7 protein-coding genes are annotated in these 14,261 nt (G+C 45.4%); all 7 read right to left on the bottom strand.

The features are described 5' to 3' along the window. Window positions 1-36 precede the first annotated feature (36 nt). A complete protein-coding gene (locus tag MiSe_RS20900) occupies window positions 37-1,068 on the bottom strand; it encodes an RRXRR domain-containing protein (RefSeq protein WP_226584577.1) in 1,032 nt (343 codons plus the stop codon). A gap of 666 nt (window positions 1,069-1,734) precedes the next feature. After that, a complete protein-coding gene (locus MiSe_RS20905; RefSeq protein WP_226584579.1) occupies window positions 1,735-3,243 on the bottom strand; it encodes a GGDEF domain-containing response regulator in 1,509 nt (502 codons plus the stop codon). A gap of 12 nt (window positions 3,244-3,255) precedes the next feature. Then, window positions 3,256-5,280 carry an adenylate/guanylate cyclase domain-containing protein gene (locus MiSe_RS20910; protein ID WP_226584581.1) on the bottom strand — a complete coding sequence of 675 codons (2,025 nt, stop codon included), beginning with the start codon at window positions 5,278-5,280 and terminating at the stop codon, window positions 3,256-3,258. Window position 5,281: 1 nt separating this feature from the next. Then, entirely contained in the window at window positions 5,282-7,075 is a 1,794-nt protein-coding gene (locus MiSe_RS20915; RefSeq protein WP_226584583.1) for a response regulator, read from the bottom strand. 45 nt (window positions 7,076-7,120) lie between these two features. After that, on the bottom strand, window positions 7,121-8,257 hold the full coding sequence (locus tag MiSe_RS20920; RefSeq protein WP_226584586.1) for a PAS domain-containing protein: 1,137 nt from the start codon (window positions 8,255-8,257) through the stop codon (window positions 7,121-7,123). A 451-nt stretch (window positions 8,258-8,708) separates the two neighbouring features. Further along, window positions 8,709-12,293, bottom strand: coding sequence for a DUF8508 domain-containing protein (locus tag MiSe_RS20925; protein ID WP_226584589.1), 3,585 nt, complete (start codon window positions 12,291-12,293; stop codon window positions 8,709-8,711). A 524-nt stretch (window positions 12,294-12,817) separates the two neighbouring features. Beyond that, window positions 12,818-14,029 carry a phosphodiester glycosidase family protein gene (locus MiSe_RS20930; protein WP_226584592.1) on the bottom strand — a complete coding sequence of 404 codons (1,212 nt, stop codon included), beginning with the start codon at window positions 14,027-14,029 and terminating at the stop codon, window positions 12,818-12,820. Window positions 14,030-14,261: the final 232 nt, after the last annotated feature.

Below are 14,261 nucleotides of genomic sequence, written 5' to 3' on the forward strand. Positions count from 1 at the left end.
CGTCGAGGAAAAACGCAAGGGCGGTTTTAAGCGCCGTCAAACTATGCGCCACGAGTTGTAACTCAAAAATTTGCAATCCAATGGATTGGCCTTTTGAGTCAATCTTTTCCCCGTGCTTAAATGATGCAAGCTAATTGTTTTCCTGTTCGGGTCTTTTTTGGTTGGTGATTTTTGCCAGCCACCGACGTAACAGAAACTATATTTGGGGTGCTTTACAACTGAACCCCGCTTAAAACCAGCACTTATTGTCCCACCATATCTAGTGCGAACATGCCCTTTGGCGTGATGCAATCTATGCAATCGTCTTCTATGAAACTCAAGAGGGACAATCTCAACTATCTCAGTATTGTCAGGTTGAATATGTCCACCCACGAACCAATTAGCTAGCACCCAAGAATCAACACAATGAGCGTCAAACTTACTGTAAAGCTTGTTTTTATATTTTTTCAATCCCAAGCTTTGCCGCATTTCGTAAGTCTCATTGCCCGTTTTTATCTCTAGGTGAGCAAGTCTTTCTAGCTCGGAGTATAACCACTTTTTCCCAACTTCTAAAGGACTAAACATTACATTCCACTTTCGTGCCCCCTTCCAGGTTCTCGCTTTAATATCTTCAACAACAAAAGTTGAAACTGGAAACATTAAAGTTAACCACTTGCAAATCCGTAACTTCCATTGCCATCTAGCTTTAGTTGACGGTGGTAACTTTTGCTTATTCACTAACCGATTTTTGCGGTTTTGACGGCATGGAGTATTGCGATATCGACGAAATCGCCGCATGTTACGACGCGCTTCTACATGGTCTTTTACCCAGTCAACAGCATGAGTTTGGATGTTTAGGTATGTGTGAGCCTGTGACTTTACAGTAAACCCCTCACGCTTGCTTCCAGGGTCAACTCCAAGGGCTATAGGTTGAGTATTTCTGTTAGATGGTTCTTGATTTAATCTAACACAAAACACCCCCTTTTTAAAGAATGGTGTAACCTTGCCCGATCTAATCCAACGTTTAGCCCTACTTGGTGTCGTTGGCATTAGCGGACGGTTATTTTGGTCTACTACTGGGACAAACATTTACGATAAGTCCTATTTCTAGGTGTATATATCCCTTCGCCACTGACCATCAAAGCGGTTGAAAATTAGGCAGGCGTTCTCAACGTTTTTCGGGATACCACTCCCAGATGGTTCAGTCTAATTGGCTAGACACTGTTTTAGTCTTGCATTCGGAAGGGGGTAAATCTTCCTCTGGCAAGCCCCATCTCGCTCGCGAGCGGGGTCAGTGACTTTTATACCTCGTCATTTGCCCTTAGTCAGTTGTCAGTTTACCCCTGAGTGCTGACCCATGACCGATCTGGCTCACTCTCAAGGTAGACAACAAATTTGAGGAACTTGTGAAGCTATCGGATTTGAGGGATTAAAACTCACTCTTTTGTCAGGCGCTGATGACGTTCCACCATTTTTGGCGCGGATAATTCTACAAACGACGGCAATTTCACAAAACCGCGTTTTTGGCAAGGATATTAAAATATTTATTGATTTAATGTTGCAAAACTTTGCATCCCGAAGGTAATGTTATCAATTGCTAATAGCTAATGGCTAATGGCTAATTCCAAAGCATTAGCAATTAGGTGTTGATGGTGCCGTACTCTCGTCTAACGCACCCTACATTTAAAGTCTCTGGGTAAGTTCTGAATTACCAATTACCAATTAGCCATTAGCAATTAGCAATTAACAATTGTATCAATCCAGGACAACTTGACGAGCAACCGCAATATTTCGCCCTTGTCTTTTTGCTGCATAAAGTGCCTCATCTGCCATTTTGATTAACACTTCTGGCGACTCTTTCAAACTGGGTACTAAACTACTAATTCCTAAACTCAAAGTAACATAATCGCTGACTAAAGATTGGGCATGGGGAATTTTGAGTTGTTGCACTTGTTGTCGGATTAATTCCCCAACTTGCATCGCTCCTGCCATCGATGTGTTCGGTAGGAGGATGACAAATTCTTCGCCCCCGTAACGCGCCACCAAATCTGCTGGACGCTTGAGAACTTTTCTAATTGCTTGTGCCACCTGCTTTAAAGTGACATCCCCAGCTAAATGTCCGTAGTAGTCGTTATAGCGTTTGAAATAATCAATATCGCACAGAATCAACGACAGGGGTATTTGCTCTCGTTTTAATCTGCTCCATTCTCGTGCCAGGTGTTCGTTAAAATAACGGCGGTTGGCAACAGCTGTTAATTCATCTAAACTAGCGAGTAACGCTAGTTTTTGGTTCGCGGCAAAAAGTGCGGTTTCCGCTTGTTTTCGCTCCACGAACGACCCCAACTGGGTGGCGATCGCATTCACCAATTCCAGGGAACGATCTTCAGGTGTGGGAATTTTTTTGCTAAAAAATATCAGAATGGCAAGAACTTGGTTATCGAAGAGAATGGGAACTCCAAATGCCGCTTTTAGTCCCACAGTGGCAGCTAAATGGCAACGGGGAAAAACTTGCACGTCTTGTTGGGAAATATCCTGTATCCATTCAGGTTGTTTGGTTGCCCAAATTCGCCCCGGCATCCCCTCGTTAGGGCGAAATATCAACGTTTTGCTGAACAGATGAAATTCTTCGAGCCTCCCCTCGTTGGCATACCAACCCCAACTGCGTTCGAGGACAAATCTATCTGAATTGACCACCCAAGCTTCGCCCAAATCCCATCCGATGGTTTGGCACACTAAAGCGAGAATTTTTTCTAAAGCGGCGTCAAGGTTGGGGGCAGAATTAATTGCTTGTGTGGCTTTTAGTAAGAGTTGTAACTGAGCGTTTTGTTGACTCAACAGTTGGTTTTTTTGTTGCAGTTGAGCTTGCAGCGCTCGCCTGGTGAGTTGAAGAGCTACCCTCGCCAATACTTCCTCGACTTGAAATGGTTTGGTAATGTAATCTTCCCCGCCGATTTGAAAGGCTTTGCTTTTGTCTAACCCCTCAGAAAGTCCACTCAAGAAAATCACGGGAATCTCTCTGGTTTTCGGGTTAGCTTTCAAAGTTTGGCAAATTTCGTAGCCAGACAAATCCGGCATGATAATATCCAGCAAGATTAAGTCGGGATGCTTTTCTTGAATCGCCTCTAACGCCAAGTTGCCATCGGTAACTGGTCGAACTTTATAGCCATTTTCCCGCAAGAGATTGACTAATAAGCGTAAGTTCGATATTGTATCGTCAACGATTAAAATATTTCCCTTATAATTGTTGCTGGATGTTAAGTTCATACAGTTTGTTTATCAATGCCTTCCTTTCAACCAGTAGGTAAGCATTTCTCCTTTACCTTTAACCTCTATTATCCCCCGTTCTTCAAATTCAAACCGATCTTTTAAGCATTCGTAGGTGGCAGCGCTGACTTGAATTTTTCCCGGCATTCCGCTAGACTCCATGCGCGAGGCAACGTTGACGGTATCGCCCCAAAGGTCGTAGATAAATTTGCTTTTGCCGATGACTCCGGCGATGACGGTACCGATGTTGATGCCGATCCGCACTTGAAATGCTTGGTTTGTCTTGGCGTTGAGTCGGTTAATTCCACCCAGCATGTCGAGTGCCATTTGAGCGATCGCTTCATCATAATTGGGACGCGGTACGGGCAATCCTCCCACTACCATATAAGCATCCCCAATCGTTTTAATTTTTTCCAACCGATGCTTTTCTGCTAAGCGATCGAATTCCGAAAAAATTGCATTCAGTATTTCTACCAATTCTGCTGGTGTCTGTTGCGCGGAAAAGTTGGTAAATCCCACTAGATCGGCAAACAATACGCTCACTGCTTCAAATTGGTCGGCAATCGGCGTTTCCCCAGCTTTCAGGCGCGTGGCGATGGATTGGGGCAAAATATTCAGCAGCAATCTTTCGGTCTGAGCTTTTTGCAATTCCAAGGCTTGTTGTGCCAGCTTGCGTTCGGTAATATCAGATACCGTGCCTTCATAGTATAGTAACCTGCCGGTAGAATCTCTCACCGCGCGCGCATTTTCCGAGATCCAAATTTGCTTTCCATCTTGACGATAAATCAGAGATTCAAACCCAGATACAGCTCCATCAAGTTCGATGGCGGCGATAAATTCGTTGCGTCGCTTGGGGTCAACATATAATTGCTCGTTAATGTTTTTCATGGCAAGCATTAACTCTTCTGGAGAAGCGTAACCATAAATCCTTGCCAATGCTGGATTAACGCTCAAATACCGTCCTTCTGGCGTTGATTGAAATATGCCATCAATCGCGTTTTCAACGATGCTGTGATATCGTTGTTCGGCAATGCGTAAGGCGTCTTCTGCTTGCTTGCGCTGGACTAACGCTCCTAATTGGGTGGCAACTGCTTGCACTAATTCCACCATCCGGGATTGATAAGCACTGGCTTGTTTTTGATAGAAAATCCAAATCGCTAGGACTTTTTCATGAGCCAATATCGGCACGCCAAAAGCTGCTTTTAATCCCACCCTTGCTGCGATTTCAACTCGGATGAAAGCTGCCCCATCTACAAGAGAAAGATTTTCAATCCATTCGGGACGCTTTGAGCGCCAAATTCGACCGGGAATTCCTTCTCCGGGTGCAAAGGTTAATCGCTTGCTTTTTTGTCGATAGTCTGAAAGACTGGCATCTTTTAAATAACAACCTTCACTGCATTCTAAGATTGTGCCATCGGCGTTGGGAATCCACGTCTCTGCTAAATCCCATTGCAAACTTTGACAGATCATTTTGAGGATATCGTTAAAGGCGGCGTGCAAGTCGGGGGCGCGATGGATGGCGTGGGAACTTGCCAAAAGCAGGCGAATTTCCATCTCCGCTTGTCTGCGATCTCGTATTTCTTTTTTCAGTCGGGAATTCTGCTCGGTTAATTGTTGATTTTTTTCCTGTAGTTGTGCTTGCAAAGACTTCAGGGTGAGTTGATTGTTCACCCGCGCTAATACTTCCTCGATTTGAAAGGGTTTGGTAATGTAGTCTGCCCCGCCTACTTGAAACGCTTTGGCTTTATCTAAACCTTCAGAGAGCGCGCTTAAGAAAATGATCGGAATATTTTCTGTTTCCGGGTCAGATTTAAGTTGTTTACACACTTCATACCCGTCTATATTGGGCATGAGAATATCGAGTAATATCAAATCTGGCTTGCTTTTCCTCACCGCTTCTATTGCTAAAATCCCGTCGGGAACAGGTCTAACTTTGTACCCATTTTCTCGTAAAATATTGATTAACAATTTTAAGTTGGCAGGGCGATCGTCAACAACTAATATTTCTGCCTTACAGCGGTGGTGATTCAGCGTCATATTATTTTTCGGCTAAGGGTTCTTGCGGTGAGATATCGGCAATTATTGCCAAAATATTCTTGTAATCAAACTCATCGAGATGCCCCTGAATAATTTGAGCGAATGCCGGATTTTCTGCCTGAATTTGCTTAATTATATCTTCGATTAAATTCAAATCTGCCAGACTAATTGCTTGTTTCATTTCCCCGGCCCATCCCTCGGGAAGTTTGAGGGTCGATTGCCATTCGTTGGCCGGATACCTCGACAGGTTTGGTTGAGTTTTCTTGCCTCCTTTGGCGTTTTCAATTGCCTTTAAAATCTTTGGGTATTCCAATTTTTCAATTTTCTTTTTTAGTGCCTCTGCCAGTGCTGTTTCTTGCGGCTGTATCCTTAAAATCAATTGCTCTAACGCTACCCGATCTTGCGTTAAACTTGCTTGTTCTAATTCAGTCAACCATGACTTTGGCAATGCTTGCATAGAAGCTAAATTTAGATTATAATTAGACTCACCCGACGCAATGGTTGTGTTGGCTTCTTCAATAAAGCTCGCTCCTAAATATTCGGCTAGTTTTTCAAAGATAACCTTTTCTGACACGGGCTTACAAATAATATCATCGCATCCTGCCGATAACATAGCGAGTTTTTCTGACTCAAAAGCACTGGCGGTGATGGCAATAATTGTTGTGGCAAAACCTTTGGCTGTGGCTTTAATTCGTTGGGTGGCTTGATAACCGTCGATCGCGGGCATTTTCATATCCATCCAAATCAGATGGGGTTGAAAGGTTTCCCACATTTTAATCGCTGCTTCACCGTTTGTCGCTTCTAGAACTTCAAACCCAACGGGGGCAAGTAACTGCACCAGCAGCTGACGGTTGCGTACGCTATCATCAACGACTAAAATTCGATAGCGGGGTTGGTTTGGGGCTAGAGCGATAACGCGGCGGCTTATTTGTCGATTCCCGATGGCTGTGGGGTTAACGGGGATAACTTTAATCTCAAATTGGAAGGTTGCTCCCTGTCCTAGTTGAGATTTGACAGCGATATCGCCGCCTAAAAGTTGGATGTATTTGCGACTAATAGTTAAACCCAAACCCGTGCCTTTAGCTGTAGCAATTCCGGCTTTAGTTTGTCCGAACGGGATGAATAGATGTTGCATTTCATTCTCGCCAATTCCGACTCCAGTATCCCTGACGGAAAATAGCAGATTTAAGTCATTTTCTGGTTTGTCAATCCGAGTGACGGTAAGCGAAACTTTCCCCTCATTGGTAAATTTAATGCCCTTGTCGATTGGGTTGATTAAAACTTGGCGGAGTTTGAGGCGATCGCTTCTGATAAACTGAGGAACTTGGGGAGCCAAGTTAAACTCTAACTGCAAGCTTTTTGCCTTGGCTTTAACTTGAAACATTTCCTTTAACTCAGCCAGCATCTCGACCAGATCGAAGTCGGTTTCGTTCAGTACGATGCATGCGGCTGCGATTTTCGATAAGTCGAGAACGTCGTTGATTAAACCCAGCAAGTGTTCGCCGCTGCGGCTGATAATGCGGATATTTTCTTTTTGTTGCGGATTGAGATTTGAGTCGTGCTTTAGCAGTTGTGCAAATCCTAAAATCGCGTTTAGTGGCGTCCTGAGTTCGTGACTCATATTGGCTAAAAACCTACTTTTAGCATGGTTTGCTGCTGCGGCTGCTTCTTTTGCTTGTCGCAGTTCTGATTCTGCCTTTTTAAGATCGGTGATATCCCGTCCGACGGCTTGATATTCAACAATACATCCAGCATCATCAAATATAGCCCGGTTGATCCACTGAGTCCAACGCAATTGCTCCTGACTAATTACCCGATTTTCAATCGTGACTACGGGATTTTATCTGCTGATGGAATTTACTAGACGCGCCACATGTTCGCGGTCTTGTTCAAAAATAACGGGTTCGTAATGATACCCGATCAATTCTTCCCGCGTTAGTCCAAAATATCGACAGAAAGCTTGATTGACAAAAGTTAGGGTGCCATCTGGCTTAAATCGGGCAATCAGTTCGGTCTGATCTTCTAAAATACCGCGATATCGCGCTTCGCTTTCTACCAGTGCGGCTTCGATTTGTTTGCGTTCGGTAATTTCTTGGGCGAGTTGGGCGGTGCGTTGTTTTACTTGGGTTTCTAGGGTGCGCTGATATTCTTCTATGAGTTGTTCTGCCTGTTTGCGTTCTGTAATGTCGATGATGACGCCATCCCAGATGATATCGCCTAGGGGCTGTTTTTCGGGGCGGGAGATTCCTTGTACCCATTTGAGGCGACCAGAAGGCGGAATAATTCGACCTTCCCATTTCCAAGGTTGTAAAGTTTGTGCCGAAATTAGAATGGTTTCCTTGAGGGAAGCTACATCTTCGGGATGGGTAACTTGCCAAGGCAATTGGGGATTTTTGGCAATGATTTCGGCTTCATATTCGTAAAGTTCGCGCACCCCTGGACTGACGTAGGTGAATTCTTGAATCCCATCGGAATGCAGTACGAAGCGATAGACAAAGGAAGGCACGTTTTCTGCTTGACGGCGATATTTGGCTTCGCTTTCTTTTAACGCGTAAGAAACATAATTTTTATTGGTTGTGCCGTCGGTGACTTCTATAATGTAGGAGAGTTGACCATCTTTCCTCACCGGAACCGCACCGATAAACTTGCCTTGTTCGTTACCGGCATAAATAAAACTAACCGAATTAAACACTTGAATGCGCTTGAGAAAATCAGCGTCTAAATTCTGCAAATTTGGAGAATATAGATGAATTTTTCCTAATTCCAAGTCATCGGCAACGAGTTGGACAATTTGTTGGGGAAGAGCAGTGTAAGATTTGAGGTGTTGGTCGATGCGATCGCTCACCTGAATCATCAACTCATGCGCCAGGTTATTCACCGTCTGCTGCCCATTTTTGAAGGAAAGATAACCCACCAGCCCCACGGTTATGGTAGTCTGTACAACGAAGGGAACCATTAAGACAGTTTTTAGGGGCACACCTCCTGCAACTCTAGCAAAAACTTTTTTTAGCGATCCGCTCGACATCGTGGTAGCTTACTCCTTCAGGTTTTCCATCCCTCGCTAAGGTCTGCGGCAGGTATTGTTTACGTTATAAATAAAAATTTTATTAAGGTCAAGTCTCTAATCTATGGGGAAGAGGCAGAGGGAAATTTTTTTAGGAAGTTATACGGAATCCGCTTTTTTAACTAACCGCCAAGAAGCCATAGACGCTTTCAGAGGCGCACTCGTTGAGTAGGAGACCAAGAAGAGGAGAAGGAGGGAGAAGAAGGGAGAAGGAGAGTGTAAGCAGTCGATATAGCACCAAAAAAATTGCTGCTAGCTTTAAAATCAGCAGCAATTCTCAGCTCGCGCTAATCGCTAATTGCTAATCGGAAAAAAACCATTAGCAATTAGCAATTAGCAATTAGCAATTAGCAATTAGCAATCGTCAAACAGAAACAAAGTCAGCGGCGGTGATATTACTAGAATTTACCCCGCTCAAAATTGCCAGCAATTCATTATTTGCCATTAGCTTAATTAAAGTATCGCTGGCGTTGACACCCGTACCTTGAGTGACGCCAATCTGTGCAAAGGACAAACCTGCGGATAACTCGATGCGGTCTTCATTATCGGTGAAATCTGCAATCAGGTCGGTGCCTTTGCCAGTTGCTAGGACGAAGCGATCGCTACCTGTACCCCCTGTCAGCGTATCATTACCCGCGTCGCCGCTGATGCGTTCGCCACCTGCACCGCCATTTATGATATCATCGCCGCCGCTACCGGAAACATTATCGCTGCCATTCCCACCATTAAAACGGTCATTTCCACCGCCTAAATCAACGACCGAATTCCCATAACTTCCCAGCAAGGTAATAACATCATTACCCTCGCGGGGGTCGTTGCTAATCTGATTGACTGGTTCGTCGCCCTTTAAATTAATAAAGAAGCGGGAATCATTCATCGTGACGGTAATATCATCATTCCCGTAACCGCCGGTAATTTTGCCATCAGAACGGGGCGCATCGTTAGGGTTAGTATTGTTATCCCAAGTTGGGGCAAAAGTCACGTTAATTGTATCGTTACCCGTGCCACCATGAGCGCCTAAAATACCATCCGGATCTGCAATCGTATCGTTGCCATCCCCGCCAAACATCCGGTCGTTGTTGCCCGCACCGCCGTTAATAGAATCGTTACCGCCTTGACCAGAAATGAAGTCATTACCGCCTTGACCATTGATAATTTCATTCCGGTTCGTACCGACCAAATTATCGGCGTTGGGCGTACCATTAATCAAAATCGGCAGGTTAAAGCGGGCAACCAAGGGGTCGTGGTCGCTTACTTGATCGGCAAATTCCGAGTTGATGTGAACCACATCAAAACCATCGAGCCGATTTAATAAATTCTGGCTCGATAGAATATAATCCAGCGTCTGAGAATTGCCATCAAAATTGTAGGTGTAGCGGTCATTAACAGGCAGGGTTTCGCTCGGGTTATTGAGTCCGGCACTTTTAAGAATATTCAGGGGATTGGAGCATTCAAAATCATTCAAGTCACCCGCTACGATAACGTTGGCATTCGGGTCAACCGCCAAAATACTCTGAACAAAGTCTTTGACAATTGTCGCTTGTTGATTGCGCTGTGCTTCGCTAGTTAGCGTTGGCGGTTGGAAGCGTCCAAATAATGGTTGGTCGCCGCCTTTAGAGTTAAAGTGGTTGCCGATAACAAATACCCGATTCCCGTTGAACAGAAATTCGCCGACCAGGGGTTTGCGACTGGCGTTGAAAGCTGAGTTTGTGGGGTCGATGCGACCGGGACTAGCAGAGAGTTGGGGGTCGCCACCCACATTATTAACGGTGGTGCTTGAGGTAGAAGTGCCGCTGGGACGGTCTACAAAACTAACGCGGTTGGGATTGAATAGGAAACCGACGCGGATATTGCCCCCCGGTTCACCGCCATCTTGGTCGTCTACAGGGTTAATTTGGCGGTATTCATAGGTTGGTCCTCCAGCGGTGGCGATCGCATTAATCAACGTTTGGTAGGTAACGCTAGCATCGACAACCGAGTCGTTAGTAGCGCCGTTGTTATCTTGTATTTCCTCTAAGCTAATAACGTCGGGTGATTTGAGATTGTTGACTATAGCACTGGCAAGGCGGTTAAACTTAACGCTACCATCGCTGGGGTCGAGGTTTTCCACGTTGAAGGTAGCAACGGTTAGCTGGTCTTGCGTACCTATCAGTGCGGTTGTTTCTGGGGTCAAACCACCGGAAGTTACCGTCGGCAGGGGGGCGGTGTTGAGTAGCTTGAAGTTGCCAAAGCTGTAATCGATTACACCTGTAATTAAATTGTTGAAAGTATCTCCCACATTTACTTGCGGCGGGTGGGAAACGATCGCATCGTCAATAATAATCCGTTCTGGATTAAAGTCCCCCGGTTGAATGCGGATGCCACCCCGCGCCGTGCGTTCGCCCGCATTTACCCCATTGTCTGCCAGAACCGGAATTTCGCCAAAATCGTTAGTCGGACCAACAACAACGGCATTATTTACCCCTACCAACATCCCTTCTAAGCTTTCGTAGAAGTCGATGCCATCTTGCGCGGGGTCAAACAAGGTGGCGGGATTTTCCACAGTGCCACCTACCGCATCGTTATCGATAATTTGGTTAGGAATCGGGCGACCGTTGATGCCGATAATAGTAACAGCAGGCAAGGGGTTGCCGCTAGAAAGCTTTTCGATAGTCGGGTTGGTAATTTGAGTAATGGTGAGATTGTTGATGCCGCCAGTACCCCCCGGACGGAACTCGCTTACCTTACCGTTGACGCGAACCGAGTCGCCCACGCTAACAGTAGGTGCTGAGGCAGTGAAGACAAAAATCCCTTCCGCGGTGGCATCATTATTATCCGGATTGGGGTCTTGCAGGTAAAAACCATTCGAGCGCAACGCCGTGACTATACCCCCAACATTGCTAACAGTTTGACCTTCTAGGGGAGAACGATGGGCAGTTCCTTGAATATCGCGGATGCGAATAGCTGGGGCGGTATCGTTGTCGGTGATGTTAACGCTGAGATTGGGTATTGGGGTGAGGGTATTGGAATAGGCGGAGTCAGCACTACTGGTGATGGTGTGAGTGATGACGCCCGTGTGAGGAGAACTTTCTATCGCAGTATCGTTAACAGCTTTAACGGTAATTGTTTGCGGCGTGGTATCAGTAAAGCTGAGATTGATGGAATTGGAAAAGGTTACCCCATCGCTGCTGATTAGGGTTTGTGCGTCTGATGCGATCGCCATATTCACTGCACCCGCAGGTACGGTATTGAGAGCGATGGTATAAGTATCGCTCGTTTCCCCTTGTTCGTTCACATCGGTGCTACCGCCAGATTGGGTAATTGTTATCCCCGCCGGAATCGCAAAACCTGCCGAAATACTAAAGTCATCAATTGCTAAACCGTGGTCGTTATTGGCATCGTTACTATCCGACCAACGCAACCAAATTTCTTGTCCCGGTGCAATCGATAAACCGCTTAAACTTGCCGATAAATTCCTGCGATTCGCTGCGGCATTTCCATCTAAGGCACTTGGAGAAGTTGTGCCAAAAGTCGGACTGGTAAAATCCAAAGGAGCGAAATCAATCCAGGTTCCACTTGTTAAGCTACTCGCGCCAATTTGATATTGAAAATCTAACTTTTGGGCGACGCTGGGACTCGTAGTGACGCTACCGGCAGTCCGCCACTGTTCTCCTACATAACCGATATTGAGCGAGGAAATGGTATTCGCTGTATTGTTAACAAAACGAACGCCCCACAAAACAGTACCCGTCCCGCCGGATACTACAGAACCTAATCCGCGATCGCTAGAAACACTCCCAAAACTGTAGAGTGCGCCTGTATTGCTAGAACCAGTTCCAGCAGCATAAGTCGTTCTGTTTGCATACCAACCCCCGATTGTAGAATCATCAATCCAAGGATTGCTAGTGCCTGAATTGCCTAACAAGTTAAATTCTTGAGAGTAAGGGTTACTCAGGTTAATTGCTGGCATTGCGAAAACCTCACTTGTGGTAAAAAGCAAAAAAGGTAAAAGCAGAAAATGCAGCAGAATTTGAACTCCAACCAGGTTCCAAGGAGCCATAGGTATTCACCAAAAGACGATTTACTACTTCAGGACTTAGGCAAATCACCTTTGTTTCTGTGACGCAGCAAGAAACAAAGGTGATTGGTCAACTCCTGTACTTGCTAAAGCGTTCTTTCTGGTTTAAATTTCCCAGAATGAACCGAGAAATTCCGGAAAAATGGGAAATTTCTCTGTCTTCTTAACCTGGTCTTTACCTGTAGTTCAGGTAATTTCACTGAAATTTGCTTTGGTTAAAAAGTTACCATTAATACAAAATCAATGCATGTAATCCAGAAAACACTGTATATGAATTTTCTGTAAAGTTATTTTCTGGGTAGTAAATGTAGTAAATGTAGGGTGCTCTCTTCGAGCAGAGTACGGCACCGCTCCAGGCGCACGAACCGGGGTGAAGAGAAAAGAAGAGATAAGTCATTTTAGAGCGGTCAGGTAGCTTAGTCATAAAAATCAGCCTCAACAGGTGAGGGGCGCGCGCCATTTTGGAAGCGTTTCCAAGATATTTTCAACTCTTCTGGGGCAGGATAGTTGGTGTCGTAAAGCACAAGCACGTTCGTCAAGTTCCGTCCGGGTGACATCAAAATTCGTCCTTGATGTGCTAAAGCGACTGAAGCACCTCCGTCTAAATTCATCGCTTCCACACAACCAATTTCCTGCAGAATTTTTGCTTCTTGTTCTAAAGACAAACTGCGGAGAAAAGTAACCAGAAATAACTTATCTCTAGACTCAGGAAATCCAATCGCCGTCCGCGCGCCCACGCCCAAAACGTGAGAATCTTTAAATCCTTCTGATAAGGGCGAGAGGGAAATTTTTCCCTGTTTAACTAATCTTGGCCCGCAAGTAAGAGAAAACCAATATTGACTCCAATCAGGTTGACCTGACAAGCGGGCGGTAATCATTTCCAATTGATTTCCTGCTTTGATTCCCAAAGTCGTCCCATAGTTTTCCCAGCGACTGTATTTGAGAAATCTGCCCGCTGCCACCATATTTCCCAGCACCGATTTTTGAGCATCTTTACCAAAAAATGTGCCGTTGGCAATAACGGCGGCGCGGTATCGTGCTACAATATTTTCAAAAGGTTCATCGCCTTTTGTGACTTTGGGATTGTTGGCTATATTGGCATTATTAGCTAACCCGATGGTGAGAAAAACTTCCGGATCGGTGAGGTCAATTGTGGTTTGATAAAAACTTACCCCAGCGATAGTGTTTCGAGTTACTGGCACGGGTTGTGCTTTTTTGGCAGAACGTTTTAACGGCGATGAAGTTGGAGTCGGTGTGATGCTAGGTTGAGGAGTTTCCCTGGGTTTTATAACTGGTGTGCTAGGGGTGGGTGTAACGCTGACAACAGGAGTTTCGCGAGGTTGTATAACTGGTGTGCTAGGGGTGGGTGTAACGCTGACAATAGGAGTTTCGCGAGGTTGTATAACTGGCGTGCTAGGCAGAGGTTGAGGTGTTTGATTCGATCGTAGAGTGGATGCATAAGCGAGTACCTTCTGCCATAATTGACCCACGAGTTTGAAAAAATTGTCGCGGTTTTTTGGGATGGAGAAAAAGTCGCCTAAAATTTGAGCGATCGCTATACCGATCAAAAATAAAAAAGTGCGCCGCAGCATCCGACGACACCCCTGAGACTGTTTAGGTTTTGGCATAAAAATCAGTCTGACCTTTTGGCACCACTGATATTAACAACAAATTGCGCGATGGCAATTCCTGAACACCAACACCCACCACATGCAGGGGCACGGCAGCAGCACATCTTCTTTTCCGGAAAGATCTTAATTGCCGTGCCCCTACCGCCAACACCCACCACATGCAGGGGCACGGCAGCAGCACATCTTCTTTTCCGGAAAGATCTTAATTGCCGTGCCCCTACCGCCAACA

Source organism: Microseira wollei NIES-4236, assembly GCF_020521235.1.
In the GTDB taxonomy this organism is placed as follows: domain Bacteria; phylum Cyanobacteriota; class Cyanobacteriia; order Cyanobacteriales; family Aerosakkonemataceae; genus Microseira; species Microseira wollei.